This window comes from Streptomyces bathyalis, from assembly GCF_015910445.1.
Taxonomy (GTDB): Bacteria; Actinomycetota; Actinomycetes; order Streptomycetales; family Streptomycetaceae; genus Streptomyces; species Streptomyces bathyalis.
The window spans coordinates 241810-265195 of record NZ_CP048882.1; the positions used below are offsets into that span (position 1 = coordinate 241810).

The window sequence follows — 23386 nt, forward strand, 5'->3', positions numbered from 1 at the left end:
GGTGAACTGAAGGTTCGATGCAGAACGCGGTGAAGCCCTCCGCCAGCCGTTCCGGCACACCGTCCAGGGCGCGGCCGAAGTCGGCGACAGAGCGGTCATCAGGAAGGCACCTCGCCGAACCGCTCGCGCGGGCCGTCAGGCGGGGCGGCTTGGCTCCAGGCAGGCACAGCGGAAGGCCTGATGCTCGCCTTTCGCAGGTGGCGGGGCCCGGCACCACAACTTCTCCCAGCCGACGAGAGGCCAGTCCAGCAACCGGTCGCAGCACGCGAACGGTACCTGAAGCGCGGGGTATTAATCCCGGCTCACAAGTGCCAGTGGGCAGGACGGCGAGCGCACGCGCCCGCTGCAGAGCTGATCAGAGTGGCCATCTCCTGGGCCACCAGCAGCGGATGGCCAAGGACGCGAGGGTCGCTGCGGCCGCAAGTCGCACGCCCTCGGCTACAACAGTGCGGGCGGACAGCAGTGCAACCGAACTGGGTGCTGGGCCACGCAGTCCGGGAGCCGGGCTGCCCGGCAGCGCGTATTCGCAGGGTTGGACATCACACCCCGAGCCCCGGAGTCCGGCTCCAGCACGATGCGTCGGCGAGTATCGCTGCGTCGAACCCTGCAACCTCCGCCGCCCGAGCCCAACACTGCGAATGCACCGAAGCGGGCATCCGCCACTACCCGTAACGGGTGTGCGGGTCCTGCTAGTTGTCAATACCGGATGTGCTTGCCTCCGTCCACGATCACCGTCTCTCCCGTCACCATGTCCATTCCCAGCAGGCCCAGGACAGCCTGTGCGACGTGCTCGGGCGCCGAAGTCCTGCGCAACGGTACGTTCCTGGACTCGGCCTGTGCCCGTTCCGCGAAGCCGTCCTCGCCGTGCAGAGCTGTCTGCCAGCGGGTGGCGACGGTGCCCGGGGCGACGGCGTTGACGCGGACCTCCGGGGCGAGTGCGCTGGCCAGGTTTCTGGTGAGCTGCAGCATGGCCGCTTTGCTCACCCCGTACGCGATGGACGAACCGCCCGCACGGTAGGCGGAGATGGAGGAGACATTGACGACCGCACCCGCGGCTTCGCGCAGCGCCGGCGCGAAAGCGCGGGCGCTGCGGAAGGCTCCGACGACGTTGACGTTCAGCAGCTCATGCCAGACGGCGTCATCGAGTCCCTCCAGGTCGGACTCGGGAACGGGGCGGGTGGTGCCTGCGTTGTTGACCAGTACGTCCACCCGCCCGAAGCGCTCGAGCACGCTGCCGGCGAAGGCACGCACGGCGGGGTCCTCGGACACGTCCGCCTGTGCCGTCAGGACCTGGCAGCCCGTCTCGGCCAGGTCCGCGACCAGCGCTTCGGCGGCGTCCGCCGAGCGGGTCCAGCTCGCGGCGATGCCGCCTACCCCGGCGTCTGCAAGTGCCAGGGCCGTGGCACGGCCTATGCCGGTGCAGCCGCCGGTGACGACGGCGACGGTGTCCTTGAGATCCATGTGCAGCCCCTACTCGGTCCTGAATTCCCTGAAGTTCGGCTCAGACGCTGTCCCGGACCCCGCCACCTGGCTCGGTCGTACTGCCCGTCCCCTCTGCGATGGACGGCGCCGCGGGAGGAGCGGCCGGAGCGTGCTCTTCCAGTGCGAGGTCCGTCTCCCGGGACTCCCTGGAGTACAGGAAGGCGACCAGCGAGATGATCGCCGTGCCCGCCATGAAGACGGCGACGAGCCAGGGGTCGCCGTCCGCGTAGCCGAGCAGCGCCGCGGCGATGAACGGCGAGAAGCCGGCGAGGGCCGCGCCGATCTCGCGGGAGGCCGCGAACCCGGTGTAGCGCACGCGGGCCCCGAACAGCTCGGCGTAGAAGGCGGGTTGGACGGCGATCATCGGGGCCAGCCCGAGCGAGGTCGCCACGATCATGGCCAGCCAGATCACGACGGGCACGCCGGTGTCGAGCAGCAGGAAGAACGGATAGGCGAACAGCCCCGTGAAGATCACGCTGAACAGGTTCAGCGGCCTGCGTCCGATGCGGTCGGACAGCGCTCCGTATACCGGCTGAAGGGCGATCACGACGAGTCCGAAGGAGATCACGCCCGTGAGGGCGACCCACTTGGGCTGGTCGACCTGGACCGTCAGATACGACACGGAGAACGTCGCGTAGATGTACACGACCGAGGTGTCGCAGATGTGCGCGCCGATGCCGACCAGGAAGCTGCGCGGGTAGCGGCGCAGCGCCTCCCGCACCGGCAGCTTCACCACGGTCTGCTTCTCCTTCATCCGCTTGAACACCGGGGACTCAGCGACACGCAGCCGCAGATAGAGCGAAACCGCGATCAGTACGAAGCTGAAGAGGAACGGCAGCCGCCATCCCCAGCTCTGCTGGCTCCCCTGCGGCAGCAGCCCCACCAGAAGAAAGACGACCATCCCCAGCACGAGCCCGATCTGCACGCCCATCTGCGCGAAGGAAGCGTAGAATCCGCGCCGCCGTGGCGGGGCATGCTCAGCGAGCAGTGTCGACGCACCGCCGAACTCGGCGCCCGCGCCCAGCCCTTGGCACACGCGCATCAAAGTGAGCAGCACGGGGGCGGCCACGCCGATCGAGGCGTATGTCGGCAGCAGCCCGATCACGCCGGTGGACAGGCCCATGACCAGCGTCGTCAGTACCAGCGTCGAGCGCCTGCCGATACGGTCCCCCAGCGCACCGAAGAAGAAGCCGCCCACGGGGCGGAAGATGAAGCCGACACCGAACGTGGCCAGCCCGATCAGCGTGCCCATGGCCGGGTCGTCCTGGACGAAGAAGAGGTCGTTGAAGACCAGCACGACCGCCGTGCCGTAGATGAAGAAGTCGTACCACTCAAGAGCCGTCCCGACGACGGACGCGGTGACTACGCGCCGCAGTTCGCTGTCGGTCCGTATGTTCCTGGTGGCCGGCGTTGATAGTGCTTGCTGGGACATCGTCGTCTCCTCAAGGATCTGCCAGGTCCCCCTGATTGCTGTATGGTCCGGGCTGCCCGCCACCAAGACCGGCGGTATCGCCCCTGAGCGCCAGCAGTTCCTCCCATGTGCTGCTCGGGAGAGGGATGCCGTGCCGGCGCCTGTGCATCCGTGTGCGTTCCTCCGGCTCCCCCGGAACCAGAACTTCCTTTTCGCCCTGCGCGGGCGCGGTCGCCGCCAGCGCGGCGCAGAACTGCTCGGTCTCCGCACGGAATTCGGCGAGCGGGACGAACGCGTCGATGCGTACGCCGATGAGCACCGTGCCGAAGTGCCCCTCGTAGCCGGGGCTGCTGGAGATCCCCGCCCGGCTGAGCAGCCCTCCGACGATCTCGATGACGACGCTCAGCCCGTAGCCCTTGTGACCCCCGAAGGGCAGAAGCGCGCCACCCTTGTAGAAGTCACCGGGGTCGCGTGAGCCCGCCCCTTCTGAGTCGAGCAGCAGCCCATCGGCGACGGGCAGTCCCCGTGTACGGGCGAGGGCGAGCTTGCCCTCGGCGACGGCGGCCGTCGCCCAGTCCATGACCAGCGGCGGCCTGCCCTCACCGCGCGGGAGTCCCCAGGACATGGGGTTGGTGCCCATGCGGCGTTCCCGGCCGCCGTACGGCGCCACCGTCGCGTCGGCGTTCGACAGTGCCAGCGCTACCAGGCCCTCGTCTGCCATGCGGGCGGTGTACTCGCCCAGCCGCCCGATGTGGTTGCAGTCCTGGACGGTGACGACGCCGACAGCGAACTCCTCACACAGGGAGATCAGTTCGTCCGAGGCCAGGCCGGCGGCGAGCTGCCCGAAGGCGCGCTCACCGTCGACGACAGCGGTGGCACCGTGGCGTGAGAGAACGCGGCCGGTCCTGGACGGGGCGATCAGCCCTTCACGTACCGCCGCGATATAGCCGGGCAGCCGGCGCACACCGTGCGAGTCGTGCCCGAGCAGGTTCGACGCAACCAGGGAGCCCGCCACGTGGCGCGCAGACCTCGACGGCAGGCCGGCACCCTCCAGCAACTCGGTCGCCAGATCCGCCAGTTCCCGCGCCCCGATCATCCGCTCCCGGTGCCCCTCGGCCTGCATGCTCGTCAACCCCTGCCACCTCATCGCCGCAGCTCAAAATTCTGCCTGACGGAATTGCGTTCCATAATTCCTTGGTTCGGAGATGCTGCCACAGCAATCACCGGCTGGGAACCCACCGCGCACAAGAAGACGGCCGCAGGCCATCGGAACGGAAATATCCACGCAAAACTGCTGATCCATCTGCGACTTACTCAATCTGGTATCGCAACGGCACTGGCTAGACTGTCGCCATGGCCAGAGAGGTGCGGCGTACGGCGGCGGACAAGACGCTCGACGTCCTCGAAGCACTGGGACAGCACCGCAGCATCGCGGAGATCTCCGAGGTCACGTCACTCCCGAAGCCCACCGCCCATCGGATTCTCCAGACCCTGGTCGAGCGCGGCTTCGCCCGCTACCTCGGCCACGGCAGCTATGCGAGCGGCCCTCGCATCCTCACCCTCGTCGGCCGCCACCAGCGCGAGGTGGACCTCCCGAACCAGGTGCGGCCAACCTTGGAGAAGCTCCGCGAAGAGACCGACTGGACGGTCCACTTCACGCTCCTGACCGGTGACGAAGCCGTCTACGCGGCCAAGTCGGATGGAGACAAGCCCTACCGGCTCGCCTCACGGGTGGGCATGAGCCTTGCGCTGCACTCCACCTCCGTGGGCAAGTCGATACTGGCCACGCTGCCGGAAGAGTCCGTGCTCGCACTCCTCAAACGCACCGGCATGCCCGCCCGAACTGACCGCACATGCACCGACCCAACGAAGCTGCTGACCGAACTCCCCGCGATCCGCCAGCGGGGATACGCGGAGGACCACGAGGAGAACGAGTCCGGCGTGATCGCCGTTGGCGCGCCCGTCTTCGACCACGCCGGGGAGGCGGTCGGCGGCATGAGCGCGGCCACCCTGGCCATGTTCTCGGACGCCGAGAACATGGCCAGGTGCGGCCAGGCGGTCGCCGCCGCAGCGAAGCACTTCTCCCTGACGCTCGGCGCCCCGCAGCACCGCTGCCATCTCACCCGGAGCCGGCCGGGCTAGGTGTGCCAACCGTGGAGGTCGGCAGCGGTGATCACGGGTAGGTGATCTTGAAATGGGTGAGGGCCTTCTGGCCTGATGTGGACTGCCACATCTGCACTGGTGACCAGAGACCCCTTTCATACCGCCGTAGCGCACCGTTGACCGAGACTGGGCCGTCTGCGTCTAGCTGTATTGACCTGATGCGTTACCAATACATCTAGCCCGTTGCGTGGTCGTGGACGGCCAGGCCGTTTCGTTCGGATCACGCCTGCTGCATGCCAGTTGTGGCCGGTGCGAGGCTTCTACGGCTCCGAGCTGGGAGTGCCGGGCTGGCTAGAGTTGCCGCCATGATCGATCACTCCTGCACTCAGGCCGCATCACAGGGGCTGCTCAGCATGGGTGGCGAGGACTGGATGCCTGTGACCGAGGGCGAATCGCAAACCTCCGTCTGTCGTCATGCAGCCTCCACCGGCATGCCCAATGCGTACCCGCTGCGGAGGCAGCCGACCTGATGGGTGAGTGCGACCGGATCGTATGGCTAAGTGGTAAGGGTTCGCCCCTGCAAGGGGTAGCAAACGACAGGACTTCGGCGCACCACCAGCCCCACTCTGTCCCTATCGTCCCTGCAAAGGGACAACAACACCGTCTTGCTGGGGATGGCCGCGAACCGCGGAGGCCTCATCGTCCCTGCGAGGGGTGGCAATGGATGGCCCTCCAGCGGGGCCGTCCAACCTAGTTCCCGCCGATTGCCTGTGTATGGCGGAGGTTCCTCGGGAACCCATCGTAAAGGAGACCGGCCCTTCCGGAAGAGGTCAACAACCGGCTGCCCACCTCCGAATCCGGATCATAGTGACCCATCTCTCGGGGGCTTTGTTGATGCCTGACAGCATGTCAATTCCCCTGTCGCGTACGGCGCCCTTGATGTGTGCTGGAGGTGCGCTCGCTTCCAGCGAAACGACCCAGCATGGGTGTTGGATCGGTGAACTGCCCGGAGTCGCGTGACATGCGCGCCCTGCCCCGGGAAGGCCGCATAACTGAGCCATGGAGCAGGCCTGTTGACGGTGGCAGGGTTAGGCAATGCCATCAACAATGCGTCGCAGCCTTCATCCCTAGCGCTACTCCCCCTCCCTGTCCGGGAAATCCCCGAAGAAGCCGTCGATGCGCTGAAGCCGGCCCGACGCGTCGACCGTCGTGAAGTCCATTCCCGCAGCGACAGTCTCGCCGTCGATGCGCACCTCCCACCGGTACCGGTAGCGGCCGTTGTGGCCGTCGATGCCGCTGGTGCGCACGTACTCGGCCGCGGGCAGGCCCTCATGCGCCTCGCGTATCAGCGCCTCGAGTCGGTCCGGGCACATGGCCGTATTGGCCGGGTCGACGAACGCGACGTGCTCGCCGACTGCCACGTCGAGGTGACCGCGGATCCGGTCGGGGTCCGGTTCGTTCCAGGCGGCCAGGTAGTGGGTGAACGCCTCGGGCGTCGTGCGCATGATGAAGCCCCCTCCAGTTACAGACAGCCTGTCGGTAATTGGCCCACTGTAAGAAACCGACAGCCTGTCTGTAAAGTAGAGGCCATGGCGACTCAGAAAGAACGGCGGCGGGCCACCCGGCGCCGGCTCCTCGACACTGCCCGGGAGCTCTTCGCCATTGAGGGCATCGAGGACACGAGCACGGAAGCCGTGCTCGAGGCGGCGGGGACCAGCCGGGGCGCCATGTACCACCACTTCGCCTCGCGTGACGACCTGGTCGCCGCGGTGTATGAGGAAGTCGCCGCCGAAGCCGTAGACCGCGCCAGGGACCGGCTGGACCGTGATGCCGCCCCGCTCGAACGACTCGTCGCCGGCTCTCTCGCCTGGCTCGATGAAGCGAGCCGGCCCGAAGTGGCCCGTATCCTCGTCGAGGACGGGCCGGCCGCCCTGGGCTGGGAACGGTGCCGGCAGATCGAGGAGCGATACAGCCTCGGCGCCATCACCACCGAACTGCGCACCGCAGCCCAAGCCGGAGCCATGGAACTCGACTCGGCCGACGTCACCGCACGCCTGCTGAGCGCCGCACTGGCCGAAGCAGTTCTCGTTATGACGCACGCCCAGGACCGGGACCGCGCGGCGAACCGCCGGGCCGTCGAGGCTGTCGTTCGGAGCCTACTGTCCGGGCTCGCGACGAACGCCCCCACCGCCTGACCGGCCCCATCGATGCATCGAGTCCCATAGTTGGGCGCTGCCGATCGCGGGTGAAATGATCTTGATGTGGCTGGTGTGATCACGGCTTGGAGCCGTCCTGGGTAGACCAGTTCACCGGTCTGAGCCCACGTCGCATTAGGCGTCTCGAAGTCGGCGGCTGGCCGCATCATCGACCACCTCGGACCCACGCTCCACTCCAACAGCACAAGCGATTCCGCAAACACACCGTGCTGATCGTGGACGGCACCCTCGTCCCCTCGCGCGACCACACTGTCGCCGAGCAGTCAAAGAACTACCGGTACTCCACCAACCATCAGGTCGTCATCGACGACGATTCCCTGCTCGTCGTCGCCGTCGGCCGAGCGCTGCCCGGCAATCGCCACGACTGCAAGGCGTGGGAACTGTCCGGAGCGAAAGACGCCGTCGACCGCACCGCAGTCATCGCGGACGGCGGCTATCCGGGCACCGGCCTGGTCATCCCGCACCGCAGAGCACCCGGCCAGACCGAACTTTTGTCAACTGCGATCCGGCGGCCGCGATGTGTGACCTCTACAGGTGAAGCGCCGGAGCAGCGAATCATGTGCGCGGACGTACTGGAGTGAGTTCCGAGGGGGGCCGCGGCCCGCGACCGGCCCCGAGGGTGGGACAGGCGACGGCGCCTGCGCTCGATACCCCCACCGCGAGCCGGTCCAAGCCGGTGATCTCCAACTCGATCCGATCGCCGTCCCGCACCCCCCCAACCCCTTCCGGGGTGCCCGTGGTGACTACGTCGCCGGGAAAGAGAGTCATCACGGATGACGCGTAGGCGATGAGTCGTGGCACGTCCCAGATCAGGTCCGCCAGATCCGCTCTCTGGCGAAGCGTGCCGTTGACCCACAACTTGAGTTCCAGCTCGTCGATTTCCTGCACCTCGTCGGGCGTGACCAGCGTCGGCCCCATCGGCGTGAAGGTATCGAACGACTTGCGGACCGAGCGATCCTCGCCGCCGCGCATCGTCATGTCGAGCAGCGACGTGAAACCGAACACGTGCTGGAGAGCGTCGGCAGCGCGCACATGCCGAGCTTGGCGGCCGATCACAACAGCGAACTCGCCTTCCTGGTCGAACCGGCGGTCGGTATAGGGAAGGCGTACGACGGATTCGTGGCCGGTCACCGATGAGGGCGCCTTCAGAAAGACGCCGAGTGCGTCGATCTGGCTGTCAGAACTCATCTCTTCCTGGTGGTTCCGGTAGTTGACCGGCGCAGCAACGATCTTCGACGGTTCCGGGACGGGAGCGATGAGAACGACGTCAGCACGTGGTAGCTCGGTCGCCGTACGCAGAGCCTCCTCTGCCGTCCAGGCGCCGACGCTCGCGGCCTCGATGAGCCGACGCATCGGTCCGTGCGGCCCCTTCGGAACATCTGCCGTCAGGTCGAGGACCACCGTGGGGTCGTCACGGGCGATTGCGCCGACTCTCAGCGCATCGTGGGTGTCACGGAAGCTGACGTATCGCACGGCGGTCCTCCTCGCGGAGTCGGTCGGACTGGACATCCGCTCGTGCGTAGAGCCAGTCGAGCTCTGACAGGTCATCGGCCCGCCGTAGCGCGAAGTACCGGTTGCGGATCGCCACGGTCAGGGGGTTGTCGGTGTGCCAGAGCTCGCCCCACGGTCGGGCACTCGTCTGACATCGGTGCGTCCGCGGCATGCGCGTCCGCTGGAACTCCGCGTACGCTTCCTCGACGTCGTCGTGGTGGGTTCGGAACTGGCGCTCCAGTTCGACGGCGTCCTCCAGCGCCTGGCAGGCCCCCTGGCCCAGGTACTGCAGCATCGGGTGCGCCGCGTCACCGACGAGCAGCAGGCACCCGCGGATCCACGTCAATGCCGGAGCCCTGTCGAACATGGGCCAGTTGCGGTCCTGCCCGATCGCGGCGACCGCGGTCCGCACCTGGGTGCAGGTATTGGCGAATGCGACATCGAGGCCCTCCGCGGCGAGGTCCGTCCGCACGACGGCCACCTGGTTGTAGACCGCTCCCCCGCGGACCGGGTACTGCATGAGGTGAAGTCCCGGTGCCACCCACAGCACCACCGCGTCGTCGTCGATCTCCGTGGGCAACTCATCGATCGGGAGCGTCCCTCGGTAGGCCGCATAGCCGCTCGGCACGACGTCGTCCTGGATCACGCGCTTCCGCAAGGTGGAATGGAGGCCGTCGGCCGCGATCAGAGCGCGGGTCTCGTACTCAGCACCGTCGGCGCACTTGACGCGAGCCCGGCCCGAATCCACGGTCGCCGAGGTCACGTGGCGTCCGGTCTCGATGGTGACCAGGTCATGCGCCGCACAATGCAGGACCAGCGCCTCAAGCAGATCCGCTCGGTGCAAGACGATGTAGGGGTAGCCGTAGCGATGGTCGAAGCTGCTGAGGTCGAGGGTGGTCAGCACCTTGCCGGACTTCGCGTCCCGCATGACGCCGCGCCGAGGAAAGACGGCATGGGGCCGGATGTCGTCGAGGATCCCCAGCTCGTCCATCGCGCGGCTCGCATTCGGCCCGACCTGGAGGCCGGCGCCGATCTCGACGAGGGCATCTGCTCTCTCGAGGACACGCACCTGTCTCCCGGAGCGGGCGATCCCCAGAGCGGTGGCCAGTCCTCCGATGCCGCCCCCCACGACCAAGGTCTGGTGCGTCGCGCTCACGGGACCGCCACCAGATCCGCCGCATCCACGGCGTCGTGACGCATCAGACCAAGTGCCTCGAGCACCGGTGCGTCGCTCGTGCTGAACAGGTCCAGCTCGGTCTCAGCCTGGACATCCCAAGGGGACCACGAGGGGATCGCCAGGATGTCGCCGGGTCCGATGTCGAACGTCTCGCCGCCGATCGCGATGGACCCGGTGCCGTGAAGAATGCACGCGACCCTTCCACCTGTCTGTCGTGTCCGGTCGGTCCGGCGGCCGGACTCCACCCTGTGCATCTCACATCGCAACGTGGGCATCACGTCCCCGCCGCGCACCGGGTCTGCGAACCGGATGACGGCCACACCGCGGCCGCTTGCCTTGAGCTGCGTCGCCAGCGCACGGTCGGTGTCGGCCCAGCGATAGGCCAAGAGTGGGGACCTCGACCCTGGGGCCGAAGGCCCGGCTACCGGCACGAGACCGGGTCCTCCGCCGTACCAGCTCTCGGACATTGACCGCGGAGCCGTGGCGGTCGAAGCCTCGTCTGTCGGCCCGTCCTCGAAGAAGACGGCGCCGAGCGCGGCGACGATCGGAAGATCGAGCACGTCCATCCAGGTCATCGCCTCCGAGGACGGGTTGTGGTGCTCGTGGAACGTCCAGCTCGGCGTCAGGACCAAGTCCCCCTCGCTCATGTGGACCGGGTCGCCGTCGACGAGGGTCCACACGCCTTGACCCTGGGTGATGAATCGCAGCGCCGCCGGTGTGTGGCGGTGGGCCGGCGCGACCTCTCCCGCGCGGAGGTACTGCACCGCTGCCCAGAGCGTAGGGACGGCGTACGGCGCGCCGTCGAGTCCGGGGTTGCAGCAGGCCAGCACCCGGCGGTCTCCCCCTCGCTCAACCGGGACGAGCTCGCCAGAGGCTTCGCCGAGCGCCCGAAGATCTTCCCCTGACCACCGGTAGGGCACAGCACCGACGACCGGTTCAGGCGTCAGTAGGCCGGTCAGCTCCCACAGGGGCTGCAAGTCCGTGGCCGACAGCCGGTCGTACAAGGCGTCCACGGCCCGGTTGTCCGTCCTGAACCGACGAGTCGCCACCTACGATCACCTCGATATTCTGTATACGGACTATTTCGTTGATCGTATGTTCCCCGACTTGGTTCGGTCAACCGTCACTGCGCATTCCCTCAGGGCGGACGTCCGAAAGGTCGTAACGTATACGGAGGATTGCCAGAGAATGGCCCCGCTCCAAGACAATGCGAGCGAAGGCCCGCGGGAGGCCGGACCTCGAATCGCCGGTCCGTTGAGGCGCTGACCGGCGTGCTGAGCAAGGAGGGTGCTCCTGACGTGCACGAGTGCGGTTACCGCACCAGAGATCACGGCAGTTCACAGGAAGGTTCGGGCCGTTGCTGCGTGCACCGCACGGGTTCCCCGGCGCGAACCCGTATCGGGAGAGCCTCACAGTGATCCACTCGCCGCGGGCGGCGGCAAGGCATCGGGGACATCAACGCGCTGAGCGCCGGATCGACCGGCCGTTCGGCCCCGCCCCCAACTCGACGCCGCTACGGCTGCTCCCTTACCGATTCGGTGATTGAGGCTCAGTCCGCGTTGCCCAGGGCACGACAGCCTTCGACGAACGCCCGCTTCTGCTGCGCGCCCTCCACCGGTGCCAACATGCGCTCCTGGACGCGGCGAACCGCGGGAGTGTACTTGGTGAAGTCTTCTCGGAGCGAGTGCGTGAGCTGGAGCACCCAGCGCCGACTGTCGGCATGGTCTCGCTCTCGACTGACCCAACCGCGGTTGACAAGTCGTCGCGCGACGTCGGCGATGCTCGACTTGTCCAGGGACGCCAGCTCGCCGGCGGTGCTCTGGTCTATGCCGGCCGGGTGCGACCACAACGCACTGAGAACGGCGTACTGGGGAGCAGTGGGCATCGGACCGACCTCCTCTCCCCAAATCACGGTGTGCACCTGATGCGCCCTGCGCAGCAGGTGTCCTGGTGTATCGCGAAGCGCATGGAACGGACCGACTCCCCCCGAGTCGGCCTTCGGCACGTGGCCGGCGTAGGCCACGACGCGCAGCGCGTCCAGGAAGGCGGATCGGTCACGGGTGGGGATGTTGCGCAAGAGTCGCGTCTGCACCTCGGCGACGCGGGGAGTGACGACCTCGAGGGCAGTGCGGGCCAGCGGGGTGATCGACAGAGCCTTACGACGCCGATCACGCACGTCCGGAGACACTCGTAGCCAGCCGTTGCCCGCCAGCCGGGCCACGACGTCCGCCGTACTCGACTTGTCAAGCGACGCGCGCTCCCCCGCGGCGCCCTGGTCGAGACCGTCGGCGGCCGCAACGGCGCACAACAAGGCGTACTGAGGCCCGGTGATGTCCAGATCCTGGCCGAACTCGCGGGTCCAGAGGACCGCGTGACGCTGTTGCGCCCTTCTCACCAGATGCCCCGGAGCCTCGTCCAGGGCGAGCATTTCGCCACCCGTGAGCACGGACGTCACGTCTCCCCCGCGGCCGGACTTCCCCATCACCGACTCCTCACCCCGATCAGCCGAGCCCACTCCCTTTCCTACGTACAGATACTAACGGCGGCTGCATGCTGCCGTTGACACGGCCTCTTCGTAGACTCTAGGTTCATCCGTATACGTTCGAATTTGCTCGGTAGGGTGACCAGATATTCACATCGCCGAGCCGACCGACGCACGTGCTCTGCCGGGGCTCGCCATCCGAGCGGTGTCTGCCCGGGTCTCGACGAACGCCTCCGGAGGTCCTGTGAACCTAGATGAGCTGTTGCTCCCCGACCGGGTGCACCGCCGTCTCTACACCGACCCAGCGATCTACGACGAAGAGATGCGCACCCTCTTCCGGCGCGCCTGGATCTATGTCGGGCACGAGTCCGAGGTGCGCCACGTAGGCGACTACAAGCGGGCGAAGATCGGCAGCGAACCGGTCATCCTGGTGCGCGGCGAGGACGAAGCCGTGCGTGTGCTCGTCAACCGGTGCCTGCACCGGGGCGCACTCGTCTGCCGCGAAGAGAAGGGCAACGGCAAGTTCTTCAGGTGTCCGTACCACGCCTGGACCTACCGCAACAACGGCGAACTCATGGGCGTTCCGAAGCGAAGCCGCTACCCCAGGGACTTCGACCTCGGCCGGCTGGGCCTCGTGAACGTTCCCCGGGTGGAGAGCTATCGAGGACTGGTGTTCGCCTGCTTCGACGACGACATCGAGCCCCTCATCGACTATCTGGGGCCGGTGCGCAACTACGTCGATGCGACGCTCGACTTCTCACTCTCCGGCGAGATCGATCTGTCGGTCGGCGTCAGCCGGCACCGGTACCCGGGCAACTGGAAGCTCCAGATGGAGAACGGCGTCGACGGCTACCACACCGCGTTCGTTCACGAGACGTACATCGGCATCATGTCCCGGGCCGAGGAGGTCGAGCTGAAGTTCGGGTCCCACGGCGAAGACCAGGGCTGGACCGAGACGTTCCCGCGCGGTCATGCGGTGCTCGCCCGGCGCGCAGACCCGCGAGCCATCGACGTGCTTCGAGGTCAGTTCCCGGAGTACACGAGCGCACTCGAGGCGAAGCACGGCTCTGAGCGCCTCCTCGAGATCCTTGCGCACATGAACGTGTTCGTCTTTCCGAACCTCTTCCTCATCGGCCACCAGATCCGCGTGGTCCAGCCGGTCTCGGTCGCCGAGACCGAGGTGATGATGTACCCCTACTTGCTTGCGGGCGCGCCAGAGGCGCTCAATCTGAAACGGATGGCCGAGCACGAAGGGTTCTATCCACCTACGGGGTTCGGCACGCCCGACGACTACGAGGTGTTCTCGGCGGTGACCGAGGGGCTGCAAGCCATGTCGACACCGTGGCTGCTGCTCAACCGGGGTGCCCACGACTACCAAGACCTCGGAGATGGCGTCCGCCGAGGTACACCGACCGACGAGATCCATCAACGAGCCATGTACACCGAGTACGCCCGCCTGATGGGGAGCGGCAGCCGAGGGGGCGAGGCATGAGCATGTCGGAACCAGACAGCACCTTGAGCCGCAGCGACGCCGAGGACTGGCTATACCACGAAGCAGAGCTGTTGGATCAGTGGCGATTGCACGACTGGCTCGAGCTGTTCACCGAGGACGCCACCTATCGCGTACCGGACGGCATCGACGACTCGCGCTCCGCTGTCCGGGCGGCGTTGATCAACGACAACCGCGCACGTCTGGAGGAGCGGGTCTGGAGGCTCATCACCGGCCCCGCCCACGCTCAGATCCCCCGCTCGACCACCCGCCGGTTGATCTCCAACGTCCGTGTCACTGGGGCCGTGGACGACGTGCTCGTCACCTCGAACTTCCTTGTCCACGAGATCCGCAAGGGCCAAGAGCGATCCTTCGTCGGCCAGTACCTGCATCGCATGAGGCCCGGCGCCGACGGTTGGAAGGTCGCGGGCCGGACGGCGCTGCTGCAAAACAGCGTGCTGCCTTTGTTCAACGTCTCGATCATCATCTAGGCAGGGGGCAGCCGTGCACCTGCGGAGCGAGTTCGCGTGCGTAGAACTGCTGATCGACCAGTCGGCGAACGGCCCGCGGTTGCTGATCCGCGATCTCAACAGCGGCCGGGAGATCCTGCTGGACCCCCTCGAAGTCGAGAGCATCACCCGGATGGGCGACGTGTTCCAGGACTTCGTCCCGCCCCCCGTCGACTGACTGTCGACCCGCGAGGAAGGCAGAGATTCGTGCGGAAGGTTGCCATGGTGACCGGCGCCGGGCGTGGGCTGGGTGCGAGCATCGCCCGTTCCCTGGCCGACGGTGGCGCCCGGGTGTTCGTCAACGACATCGACCGCGACCTGGCCGCGCGCACCGTCTCCGAGATCGAGGAGAGGGGCGGTGAGGCGATCGCGCTCACGGGCGACGTCTCGTCGTCCGTGTCGGTCGACGAGCTCGTCGGACACGTCATCGACCGCGAGGGCCGCATCGACTGGCTCGTCAACAACGTGGCCTCGTACGTGCGCCACGCCGGCTCCTTCTGGGAGACCGATCCCGAGGAGTGGGAGCGCATCCTCCGGTTGACCCTCACCACGACCTTCTTGTGCTCGCGCGCCGCGGCTCCCCACATGGTCCAGCGGCAGTCCGGACGCATCGTCAACATCGCGTCGCAGGCGGCCTTCAGCTACGTGCCGTGGCAGGGCCCGCACTACCACGCAGCCAAGGCAGGGGTGGTGCACCTGACCCGCACCATGGCCGTCGAACTCGCACCCCACGGCGTCACAGTCAACGCCATGTCACCCACGGCCATCGAGCGTGAAGGCGACCACGAGGGCTCCGCGGTCCGAGACGCCGAGCGAGGAGCGATCATCGACCACATCCCCCTCGGACGCCTCGCACGGGCGGAGGAGGCAGTGGCCGCGGTGGCGTTCCTGCTGTCCGACCAGGCCTCGTTCGTGACAGGCGAGACCCTGGTGGTCAACGGCGGAGTGCTCGGTTACGGGATCCGCCCGCCCGGCGGCCCGGTCCCGTGATCCGCCAAATCGTGCTGGTGCGGCTGCTGCCCAACGCTCCGCCGGACGCCGTACCGAAGATGACAGCGGCGCTGCTGGCCCTGGGCACGGAGTTCTCGCAGATCAAGGACATGCGCGTGGGCGAGGACCTGCGCGTGCGTCCGGACAACTACGACTCGGCTACACGGCAGACTTCGCCACGCTCCAGGACTACCTGACCTTCCGCGAGGACGAGCGCCACTGGGAGACGATCCGTACGGCGGTGACGCCCTACCTTGCCGAGCGCGCCGGGGTCGTGATGGAGATCTCGGACCCGGCCGCGCCCTAGCGAAGGCATCGACAGCACTCACCGGCGACTCTCGTGTGCGCGTCGCACCAGATAGTCGAAGCCCGACGCGAGGCTCGCGGGCGTCCACATCGCCTGTTTCGCCGCCACCTCCGAGGCGTCACTCCACAGCAGCGGGCCGCCCGCCTGAAGCGCGCGAAGCTGATTCGCGCACGCCCGGTCCAGGAGCACGGCGTACATCGCCGCCTCCGCGAGCGTCGCCGAAGCCGTCACCAGCCCGTGCCCGGGGATGAGCACGCCATTCGCGTCGGCAAGGGTCGCGGCGAGCCCGGCTCCGAGATCGCTGCTTCGGATGAGGTCTGCGGTGTCGGTGAAGCGCGGCACGTCCGGCGTCGCGAAGGGGACACCGTCGTGAGAGATCGCCCTGAGCGGCGTCGCGAGGGAGGCGAAGACGACGGCCGCGCCGGCGTGCGTGTGGACCACGGCCGACACCTCGGGTCGGGCCCGGAGGATCTCCGCATGGATCGGCCACTCGACGTGGCGTGGTCCCTTTCCGGCCAGCACGGATCCCTCGCTCGACAGCAGGACCAGACGATCCCGAGTGACCTCTTCGAAGCCCCATCCGGCGGCCTTCATCCAAAATCCGCCGGTGGATCCGTCTCGCAACGCGATGTGCCCCCACACCAGGTCCCCGTGACCCGCATTGCCGAGTGCGTGATAGGCCTCCACGAGCTGGTCAACCCCGTCAGTCATCGCGACGCCTTTGCAAATTAGTATGTATACGGAGGATTTCCGGGTAGGATTCCAGCCAGGTCAGGTCAGGTCAAGCGCCATGAGGGGACGTCGTGGAAACCATTCGTCGTGTCGTCGTCGTCGGAGCCTCACTCGCCGGCGTACGCGCCACGGAAACGTTGCGTGCACAGGGCTTCCACGGAGACATCGTCCTGATCGGCGCAGAGAGCCACCTTCCCTATGACCGGCCCCCGCTCTCCAAGCAGTTCCTCACGGGCGACTGGTCCGCTGACCGCCTGCCACTGCGTCCCCGGAGTCACTACGACGACCTCGAGGTCGACCTGCGCCTGGGCATGGCAGCCACGGGCGTCGACCTGCAATCAGGGCGAGTGAACCTCGCCGACGGCCGCGAAATCCTGTTCGACGGCCTGGTCATAGCGACGGGAGCCACTCCGCGGACACTGCGGGCCGAGGCACTCGCCGGCGTCAACGTACTTCGAACCCTCGACGACGCAGTTGAGCTGCGACAGTCCCTCCTCGCTCGCGACGGTGCGCGACTGGTCATCATCGGCGGAGGCTTCATCGGACTCGAAGTAGCTGCCGCGGCGCGGTCCATGGACATCCACGTCACCGTCGTGGAAGCGGCCGACCGCCTACTGGCCCGGGTCGAGGACCGCCAGGCCGGGGAGATGGTGGAGGGCCTGCACCGCGAACACGGAGTGGAATTCCGGCTGGGGGTCGGGGTCAGCGGGGTTCGCGGTTCCGGCCGGGTCGAGTCGGTGCACCTCACGGACGGTTCCACACTCAACGCGGACGCGGTCGTAGTCGGGATCGGCGCCACACCGGCCGTCCACTGGCTGGCGGGATCGGGACTTCGCCTGGAGGACGGCGTGGTGTGTGACCGCGCATGCTTCGCAGCTCCGCGAGTGGTCGCCGCCGGCGACGTCGCACGCTGGCACGACCCGCGCTCGGGACGCCTCACCCGTCACGAGCACTGGACCAACGCCACCGAGCAAGCCTCCCGCGCCGCCGCAAATCTGTTGACCGGCCCCGACGGCGCGGTCCCCTACACCCCGGTTCCCTACGTCTGGTCCGACCAGTACGGCCTGCGACTCCAGACCGCCGGCGAGCTCGACGACTCAGCCGAGCATCGCTGGGAAGGCAATCCCGACTCCCCCAGGTTCGTCACCCAGCACCTGACGGACGGGCGACTGACCGGCGTGGTCGGAATGGGCATGAACCGGGAGTTCATCGCCCACCGACGGCAGCTCGTCGCCGCACACGGGACGATCGACGCATGACGCCCACGGTGTCGGCCGGCGACCTCACGGGCCTGCTCGCGATCATCCCCACCCCCGCCCTCCCGGATGCACGCCACTGGGACGCGCATACCACGGTGGATCTCGCCGAGACCTCGCGGACGGTCGAGGCCCTGCTGACGGACGGCGTGGACGGCGTGATCGCCCTGGGCACGACCGGTGAATGCCCCACCCTCCCCGCGGGTGAGTACGAAGTCCTGGTGCGGTGCCTCGTCGAAACAGTCGACGGCCGCGTCCCCCTCTTCGTCGGTGCCACGACCACCGGCGCCTATGACACGTATGCCCGCATGGACGTCCTGCGTCGCGCCGGCGTCGACGGCACCCTGTTGGGACTGCCCATGTGGCAACCGCTGACCGAGCGCGGCGCCGTCGACTACTTCGCGCAGGCGTCCCACTACTTCCCCGACCTGGCGGTCATGGTCTACGCGAACCAACGCGCATTCCGCTTCCCGTTCGCCGATGCCACTGACTTCTGGCGGGGCGTGGCGGCCTCGGCCCCGACGGTCGTGGCGGCCAAATGCTCCCGTCCAGGCGCCCTGTCCGAGAACCGGCGCGTGACCGGGCACCGGGTCAACTTCCTCCCCAGTGACATGGTGCTCACCCGGTTCCGAGCCCTTGGCGCCGAGGAGACGACGGCGTTCTGGGCGACCGCCGCGGCGATGGGTCCGCAACCCTGCCTGGCGCTGCGTGACGCGCTGGCGGCCGGCGACGAAACCTCACTCGAGGAGGTCAGCTCGCGCATCCTGTGGGCAACGGAGCCCTTTGTTGAACTGGCCAAGGACGACGAGCTGTTCGCGTCCTACAACCTGCAGCTCGAGCGGACCCGGATCAACGCCGCCGGCTACTGCCGCAGTGGCCCCATCCGTCCGCCGTACTCGCAGGTGCCCGACGAGATCGCAGCGGTGGCCCTGGAGTCGGCGCGCCGGTGGCGCACCCTCGTTGACCACTTCAGCTGAGCGTGGAGACCTCTTCCCTGCCGGACCAGGGGCCGGGTTTCACACGCACATCCGGCCGGCCCGAGCGGCCGGCCGGAGAGCGCGTTCCTTGGCTCATTCAGCGAGACTCCATTTCTGCTGAGCAGCCGCGTCATAGCGGGCGATCGTCCAGTTGCCGCGCGTCGAGACGTTGTGCTTGCTCTTGGAGAACGAGATCTTCCAGTTCAGGCCCTGGGAGTCGTCAAGACCTTCCATGTAGTTGACGATGTCCTCGCGATCGGTCCCCGCCTTGTCGAGGGCCTGAGCGATCACCTGGAAGGAGTCGTAGACGCTCTGCACGACGAAGCTCGGTGGTGCGTCCGACGCCTTCTCGAACGCCTTCTGGAACTCGCGAACCTGGTCTGCACGCTTGGCATCGTCGAGGTCGTCCGGCAGCCACGACGGTGTCACGGCGAACAGTGTCTCTTTCGGAAGGACTTTCGCGGCGGCGGCGAAGAAGTCCGCAGAGGTGTTGGAGCCGGCGAGCGCTGTGGGGAGATCGGCATCGAGCTGCTTCAGACCCTTCAACGCCACACCCGCGGCAGCTCCCGACGCCGCGACGTAGACGTAGTCCGGGTCGGTGTCGCGGAGTCTGTTGAGCTGTGCTGTGGCGTCGACGTCATCGGCGGCGAAGCGTTCGACGGCAACCTCCACTCCCAGCTCCTTGGCCGACTTCTCGACGTTCTTGACGGCGATGGTGCCCGTCTCGTCCGTCGTGGCGAGCAGCGCCATCCGCTCGTAGCCACGGTCGGCCGCGTGCTGCACGATCGTGTGGTTCATGTCTGCGGCACTGCCGTAGACGGAGAAGATCGGGCTGTCCGGAGTCGGGATCACGTACGGCGATGGCGTGATCGAGGGCGGACCCGTCTTCAGGATGGGTGCCGCCTTGGCATGGATCGCACCGATGACGGGGCCGAAGATCATGTCGACCGGGTCCTCTTGAGCGAACTTCCTGGCGCAGGCCGATGCCCCCTCGGGTGTCGACTTGTCATCGCAGGTGACGTACTCGATGTCGAGATCCGCAGTCGTCGGATCGATCTCCTTGAAGGCGTCCAGGGCCGCCTCGATGTCTTCGCCCAGGGCAGCGGCCGGCCCTGAGCGGGACAGGATGACTCCGACGCGTGGACCGTCGCCGGCGCCATCGCCGCTGCTTCGCCCGTCGTCCGCGCAGGCAGATATTCCCGCCACGAGGATCAGGCAGGTCACCCCCACCCCGGCATGTCTAAGGTGTGTTCTCATGACAATGATTCCCTTCTGCCAAGCCCAGGACGGTCTCGACCGAGACCGAGGTAGATGGTGGACAAGTCATCGGACAGGTCGGTGCCTGGTTCGGGGCCTGGGGCGATCTGGCCCCCCGTCAGGACGAAGGAGCGACCGGCTACACGCATCGCGGCGCGCGCGTTCTGCTCGGCCACGAGCACGCTCACGCCCGTAGCGCTGACGGCGTGCAGCCGGTCGAAGACCTCGGACACCACTCGCGGCGCGAGACCGAGTGACGGCTCGTCAAGGATCAGCACCTGGGGACGTGCGACCAGGGCGCGCCCGATGGCGAGCATCTGCTGCTGCCCGCCGGACATCTGACCGGCGGACTGGAGCCGACGCTCGCTGAGGATCGGGAAGTCTTGGTAGATCTGCTCCAGCGCGTCGTCCACCGCCTGCGACCGGAAGCGCTTGTTCCACACTCGGGTGCCCAGCAGGAGGTTGTCCCTGACCGAGAGCTCCGGGATCAGCGCTCGGCCTTCGGGAACGACGGCCACGCCGGCGCGCGCGATCTCGTGCGTCGACCATCGGCTCACGTCCCGGCCGAAGAGGCGCACGGTGCCCCTGCTCAGGGTCGCCATGCCCACGACTGCGCGCAGCAGCGTGGTCTTGCCTACCCCGTTGGCGCCCAAGAGGGCAACGCATTCGCCTCGGCGCACTTGGAGGTCCACTCCGTGCACGACACGTAGTCGGCCATAGCCGGCGGTCACGTCGACGAGCTCGAGCGCGAGCTCAGACTCCGAGGTAGGCATCGATCACCTCCGGTGAGGAGCGGACGACCTCTGCCGGGCCATCCGCGATGACGCATCCCTCGTTGAGGACGACGATGCGGTCGGACACCTCCATGACCAGACTCATCTCGTGCTCGACGAGCACGACCGCCAGCCCCTCTGCGGCCAGAGCCCTCAAGAGTCCTGCCAGGCGCGGGAGGTCCTCCTCGAACAGACCGCCGGCCGGTTCGTCCAGCAAGAGCACGTCGGGGGCCGACGCCAGGGCGCGCGCAATCTCGAGCAGCTTCTGATCGCTCGTCGACAGCGTGCTCGCCTCGACCCGGGCCAGGTGGGCGATCCCGACCCGGCGCAGCTGTGCGTAGGCCGTCGCCTCCATCGCGGCGAGCTCACGTTGCCCTCGCCACCATGACCACAGCATGCCGCCGCGGCCGCGGCGGAACGTGCCCAGCATCGCAACCTCCAGCACCGTCATGTGAGAGGGGATCCTGGGGAGCTGGAACGCCCGGGCGATGCCGAGCTGCGCACAGGTGCCGGCGCCGATGCCCGTGAGATCGCGTTCGCCGAGCCGGACGGTGCCGGCGGTCGGCCGCCGACTGCCGGCCAGGACGGCGAGCAGGGTGCTCTTGCCCGCACCGTTCGGCCCGATCAGCCCGGTGATCAAGCCGGGGGCGGCTTCGAGGTCGACCCCCGAGAGGGCCACGATTCCGCCGAACCGCACCTCGACATCACTGGCCGTCAGTCGCAGACCGGATGCGGACTGCGGCTCTCGCGTGACTGCCTCCGCCGAGGCGGCGGCCCTTGCGACCAGGCCGCCCGCGGCCGCGACCCCACGGGAGTGTGGCCTGGCTTCGGCGTTGCTGCGTGGCCGCAAAGACTCAAGGACGAATCGCAACCCGCCCATCAGTCCTCGAGGCATCAGCACAACGATCGCGACGATCGCGAAGCCTTGGATGACGAGCTGATACGACGTGACACTCTCACCGGCCTCGGGCAGCAGCCGCACCAAGGGGATGCCGAGCACCGCGCCGAACACCGTCCCAAGACCCCCGAGCAGCACTCCCAGAATCGCGTCGATTCCACCGAGAAAGCCGAGCACGGACGGCGAGACGGAGAGATACGAGTGCGCGGTCAAGACCCCGGCTACTGCGGCGTACGCAGCCGACAGGCAGAAAACTCGCAGCTTGATCGAGAAGGGGGAGGCACCGACAGCCGAGGCAAGCGCCTCGTCGTGGCCGACGGTGCGCATCGCGTAACCGAAGCGGCTTCGCACCAGCCTGGCCGCGATCGCCATGCCGAGGGCGGCCGTGAACCACGTCGCGGCGAACAGCTTCTCAGGAGTGTCGAGAGTGAAGGAGCCGATGCCCAGTGTCGTCAGGATCGGCAGGCCAGAGGGGCCACCCAGCTGCTCCGGCAGGCCGTTGACCAAGGCTTCCAGGCCCATGGCGACGGCGAGCGTTGCCAGCGTGAAGAAGTAACCGCGAAGCCGCAGGACGACGGCGCCGACCAGCGCGGCCATGGCCACGCTTCCCACCATCGCGACCACCACGGCGAGCAAGGGGCTCGCGTCCCACCACTTGGCGGCCAGGGCGACCAGGTACGCCGAAGCCCCCATGAAGGTCGTCTGGCCCAGTGACAGCTGCTTGGTGTAGCCCAGGAGCAGGTCGAGTCCCACGCCCACGACGACGAGCACTCCGACGAACGTCCACACCGACATCCAGTAGGGAGCGAGCAGATGGGGCCCGGCGAGACCGAAGGCCGCGACGGCGGCCAGCGCCGAGAATCGTCCCCTGCGGCCCGCGGACGCCAGTGGACGTGCTCGACCAACGACAGCGTGCAGGGACGGAACGGCACTACGACGAGCCCTCCACAGTCTCCACGTCCGCCAGCGGCGCCCTGAAGTCTCCGACTCCGATCTGGCAAGCAGCACGATGATCAGTAGCGCAAGCGCGAGCGGCGTCTTCATGGTGGACTGCCCGACGTGCACCGCCACGGCCTCCAGCACCCCGAGCAGCAGCCCACCGGCAACGGCGCCACGGACCGAACGCAGGCCGCCGAACGCGGCGGCGATGAAGCCGGAGATCGTCAGTCCGAGCCCAGCGTGGTAGGACACGAACACCAGTGGCGTGACGACGATGCCAGCCAGCGCGCCCACTCCCCCGGCAACTGCGTAGGTCAGCCTCGCCATTGAGTTCGTTCGGATCCCGAGCAGGCCGGCCCGCGATGACAGGGCCGCCGCCGCGCTCATCTGCGCACCGATCATCGTCCTGGTCAGCAGGAACCACAGGAGCGCACAGGTCACCACGAGCGCGGTGAACAGAACGATCGTCTGCGGGGTGATCGACAGACCCCACACGTCGAAGGGTTCGTCGCGGTCGAAGAGACCAGGCAGGCTTCGGTCGTCGGTGTCCCAGAGCAAGCGTGCGACACCGGACATCATCAGCGCGATGCCGATACTGCCGAGAAGCTGGGTCGCGTGCGGCGCGGATTCCATCCGCGCGACCACGACGACCTGGAGCAGCGCGGCGATGGCGGCGACGGCCACCACAGCGATCACGGCGGCGAGGAGTATCGGTATCCCGAGGCCGACCAAGGTGCTCGCGATGAGCGCGCCGTACACGTAGAACTCGCCCTGAGCGAGGTTCACGTTCCGGGAGACGGAGAAGACCAGAACGATCCCGAGCCCCAACAGGGCGTAGACGGAGCCGGTCGCCAGTCCGCCCAGCAAAGCCTGCATCATGGGGCGCTCTCCCTGCCC

At 67.6% G+C, this 23386-nt stretch carries 21 protein-coding genes and 1 pseudogene; 10 read left to right on the plus strand and 12 right to left on the minus strand.

Annotation, left to right across the window (positions count from 1 at the left end; translation table 11 throughout):
* Positions 1-696: 696 nt before the first annotated feature.
* From G4Z16_RS01175 to G4Z16_RS01185, 3 genes are read right to left on the minus strand one after another with little or no spacing between them, the layout of a single operon-like run.
* Entirely contained in the window at positions 697-1461 is a 765-nt protein-coding gene (locus tag G4Z16_RS01175; RefSeq protein ID WP_197348729.1) for an SDR family NAD(P)-dependent oxidoreductase, read from the minus strand.
* Between the two features lie 40 nt (positions 1462-1501).
* The gene (locus G4Z16_RS01180) at positions 1502-2914 is read right to left on the minus strand and encodes an MFS transporter (protein WP_197348730.1); all 1413 of its coding nucleotides are present in this window, start codon (positions 2912-2914) and stop codon (positions 1502-1504) included.
* A 10-nt stretch (positions 2915-2924) separates the two neighbouring features.
* Positions 2925-4016: an Ldh family oxidoreductase gene (locus G4Z16_RS01185; RefSeq protein WP_246531191.1), complete on the minus strand. Its 1092-nt coding sequence runs from the start codon at positions 4014-4016 to the stop codon at positions 2925-2927.
* A gap of 230 nt (positions 4017-4246) precedes the next feature.
* Between G4Z16_RS01185 and G4Z16_RS01190 the strand changes: the two genes are divergently transcribed.
* On the plus strand, positions 4247-5035 hold the full coding sequence (locus G4Z16_RS01190; RefSeq protein WP_197348732.1) for an IclR family transcriptional regulator: 789 nt from the start codon (positions 4247-4249) through the stop codon (positions 5033-5035).
* Positions 5036-6129: 1094 nt separating this feature from the next.
* On the opposite strand, the gene G4Z16_RS01195 is transcribed toward G4Z16_RS01190, so the two are convergent.
* The gene (locus G4Z16_RS01195) at positions 6130-6501 is read right to left on the minus strand and encodes a hypothetical protein (protein WP_197348733.1); all 372 of its coding nucleotides are present in this window, start codon (positions 6499-6501) and stop codon (positions 6130-6132) included.
* 84 nt (positions 6502-6585) lie between these two features.
* Between G4Z16_RS01195 and G4Z16_RS01200 the strand changes: the two genes are divergently transcribed.
* Positions 6586-7191 (plus strand): TetR/AcrR family transcriptional regulator, encoded by a 606-nt coding sequence (locus tag G4Z16_RS01200; protein WP_197348734.1) that lies wholly within the window; start codon positions 6586-6588, stop codon positions 7189-7191.
* Positions 7192-7329: 138 nt separating this feature from the next.
* Positions 7330-7703 (plus strand): annotated as a pseudogene (locus tag G4Z16_RS01205) (transposase); the annotation flags it as partial.
* A 64-nt stretch (positions 7704-7767) separates the two neighbouring features.
* On the opposite strand, the gene G4Z16_RS01210 reads toward G4Z16_RS01205, so the two are convergent.
* From G4Z16_RS01210 to G4Z16_RS01225, 4 genes are all read right to left on the minus strand, one after another.
* Positions 7768-8685 (minus strand): fumarylacetoacetate hydrolase family protein, encoded by a 918-nt coding sequence (locus tag G4Z16_RS01210; protein ID WP_246530608.1) that lies wholly within the window; start codon positions 8683-8685, stop codon positions 7768-7770.
* Positions 8663-9859 carry an FAD-dependent monooxygenase gene (locus G4Z16_RS01215; protein ID WP_197348735.1) on the minus strand — a complete coding sequence of 399 codons (1197 nt, stop codon included), beginning with the start codon at positions 9857-9859 and terminating at the stop codon, positions 8663-8665. The genes G4Z16_RS01210 and G4Z16_RS01215 overlap by 23 nt, the downstream gene beginning before the upstream one ends.
* Positions 9856-10929, minus strand: coding sequence for a cupin domain-containing protein (locus G4Z16_RS01220; protein WP_197348736.1), 1074 nt, complete (start codon positions 10927-10929; stop codon positions 9856-9858). The genes G4Z16_RS01215 and G4Z16_RS01220 overlap by 4 nt, the downstream gene beginning before the upstream one ends.
* A gap of 500 nt (positions 10930-11429) precedes the next feature.
* Positions 11430-12335: a MarR family winged helix-turn-helix transcriptional regulator gene (locus G4Z16_RS01225; RefSeq protein ID WP_197348737.1), complete on the minus strand. Its 906-nt coding sequence runs from the start codon at positions 12333-12335 to the stop codon at positions 11430-11432.
* 271 nt (positions 12336-12606) lie between these two features.
* Here G4Z16_RS01225 and G4Z16_RS01230 point away from each other — a divergent pair, with 271 nt between their 5' ends.
* From G4Z16_RS01230 to G4Z16_RS01250, 5 genes are read left to right on the plus strand one after another with little or no spacing between them, the layout of a single operon-like run.
* Positions 12607-13854: an aromatic ring-hydroxylating oxygenase subunit alpha gene (locus G4Z16_RS01230; protein WP_197348738.1), complete on the plus strand. Its 1248-nt coding sequence runs from the start codon at positions 12607-12609 to the stop codon at positions 13852-13854.
* Positions 13851-14342 carry an aromatic-ring-hydroxylating dioxygenase subunit beta gene (locus tag G4Z16_RS01235; protein WP_197348739.1) on the plus strand — a complete coding sequence of 164 codons (492 nt, stop codon included), beginning with the start codon at positions 13851-13853 and terminating at the stop codon, positions 14340-14342. The genes G4Z16_RS01230 and G4Z16_RS01235 overlap by 4 nt, the downstream gene beginning before the upstream one ends.
* Before the next feature lie 13 nt (positions 14343-14355).
* Complete coding sequence (locus tag G4Z16_RS01240) at positions 14356-14538, plus strand: hypothetical protein (protein ID WP_197348740.1); 183 nt, start codon at positions 14356-14358, stop codon at positions 14536-14538.
* A gap of 29 nt (positions 14539-14567) precedes the next feature.
* On the plus strand, positions 14568-15350 hold the full coding sequence (locus G4Z16_RS01245) for an SDR family NAD(P)-dependent oxidoreductase (RefSeq protein ID WP_197348741.1): 783 nt from the start codon (positions 14568-14570) through the stop codon (positions 15348-15350).
* Entirely contained in the window at positions 15347-15547 is a 201-nt protein-coding gene (locus tag G4Z16_RS01250; protein ID WP_197348742.1) for a Dabb family protein, read from the plus strand. Before G4Z16_RS01245 ends, G4Z16_RS01250 begins: the two co-directional genes overlap by 4 nt.
* Positions 15548-15675: 128 nt before the next feature.
* Here the strand turns inward: G4Z16_RS01250 and G4Z16_RS01255 are convergent, their stop codons facing one another.
* The gene (locus G4Z16_RS01255; RefSeq protein ID WP_197348743.1) at positions 15676-16368 is read right to left on the minus strand and encodes a class II aldolase/adducin family protein; all 693 of its coding nucleotides are present in this window, start codon (positions 16366-16368) and stop codon (positions 15676-15678) included.
* 92 nt (positions 16369-16460) lie between these two features.
* Between G4Z16_RS01255 and G4Z16_RS01260 the strand changes: the two genes are divergently transcribed.
* Both G4Z16_RS01260 and G4Z16_RS01265 read left to right on the plus strand, forming a co-directional pair.
* Complete coding sequence (locus G4Z16_RS01260; protein ID WP_197348744.1) at positions 16461-17648, plus strand: NAD(P)/FAD-dependent oxidoreductase; 1188 nt, start codon at positions 16461-16463, stop codon at positions 17646-17648.
* Positions 17645-18622: a dihydrodipicolinate synthase family protein gene (locus tag G4Z16_RS01265; protein ID WP_197348745.1), complete on the plus strand. Its 978-nt coding sequence runs from the start codon at positions 17645-17647 to the stop codon at positions 18620-18622. Before G4Z16_RS01260 ends, G4Z16_RS01265 begins: the two co-directional genes overlap by 4 nt.
* Before the next feature lie 93 nt (positions 18623-18715).
* On the opposite strand, the gene G4Z16_RS01270 is transcribed toward G4Z16_RS01265, so the two are convergent.
* From G4Z16_RS01270 to G4Z16_RS01280, 3 genes are read right to left on the minus strand one after another with little or no spacing between them, the layout of a single operon-like run.
* Positions 18716-19879, minus strand: coding sequence for an ABC transporter substrate-binding protein (locus tag G4Z16_RS01270; RefSeq protein WP_197348746.1), 1164 nt, complete (start codon positions 19877-19879; stop codon positions 18716-18718).
* Positions 19876-20652, minus strand: coding sequence for an ABC transporter ATP-binding protein (locus tag G4Z16_RS01275; protein WP_197348747.1), 777 nt, complete (start codon positions 20650-20652; stop codon positions 19876-19878). The genes G4Z16_RS01270 and G4Z16_RS01275 overlap by 4 nt, the downstream gene beginning before the upstream one ends.
* Positions 20633-23368, minus strand: coding sequence for a branched-chain amino acid ABC transporter permease/ATP-binding protein (locus tag G4Z16_RS01280; RefSeq protein ID WP_197348748.1), 2736 nt, complete (start codon positions 23366-23368; stop codon positions 20633-20635). The genes G4Z16_RS01275 and G4Z16_RS01280 overlap by 20 nt, the downstream gene beginning before the upstream one ends.
* Positions 23369-23386: the final 18 nt, after the last annotated feature.

Coding starts and splice junctions, on each gene's coding strand:
- G4Z16_RS01270 (WP_197348746.1), bottom strand. CDS start 19,879: ATGAGAACACACCTTAGACATGCCGGGGTGGGGGTGACCTGCCTGATC.
- G4Z16_RS01235 (WP_197348739.1), top strand. CDS start 13,851: ATGAGCATGTCGGAACCAGACAGCACCTTGAGCCGCAGCGACGCCGAG.
- G4Z16_RS01175 (WP_197348729.1), bottom strand. CDS start 1,461: ATGGATCTCAAGGACACCGTCGCCGTCGTCACCGGCGGCTGCACCGGC.
- G4Z16_RS01275 (WP_197348747.1), bottom strand. CDS start 20,652: ATGCCTACCTCGGAGTCTGAGCTCGCGCTCGAGCTCGTCGACGTGACC.
- G4Z16_RS01190 (WP_197348732.1), top strand. CDS start 4,247: ATGGCCAGAGAGGTGCGGCGTACGGCGGCGGACAAGACGCTCGACGTC.
- G4Z16_RS01255 (WP_197348743.1), bottom strand. CDS start 16,368: ATGACTGACGGGGTTGACCAGCTCGTGGAGGCCTATCACGCACTCGGC.
- G4Z16_RS01265 (WP_197348745.1), top strand. CDS start 17,645: ATGACGCCCACGGTGTCGGCCGGCGACCTCACGGGCCTGCTCGCGATC.
- G4Z16_RS01185 (WP_246531191.1), bottom strand. CDS start 4,016: ATGCAGGCCGAGGGGCACCGGGAGCGGATGATCGGGGCGCGGGAACTG.
- G4Z16_RS01180 (WP_197348730.1), bottom strand. CDS start 2,914: ATGTCCCAGCAAGCACTATCAACGCCGGCCACCAGGAACATACGGACC.
- G4Z16_RS01195 (WP_197348733.1), bottom strand. CDS start 6,501: ATGCGCACGACGCCCGAGGCGTTCACCCACTACCTGGCCGCCTGGAAC.
- G4Z16_RS01200 (WP_197348734.1), top strand. CDS start 6,586: ATGGCGACTCAGAAAGAACGGCGGCGGGCCACCCGGCGCCGGCTCCTC.
- G4Z16_RS01280 (WP_197348748.1), bottom strand. CDS start 23,368: ATGATGCAGGCTTTGCTGGGCGGACTGGCGACCGGCTCCGTCTACGCC.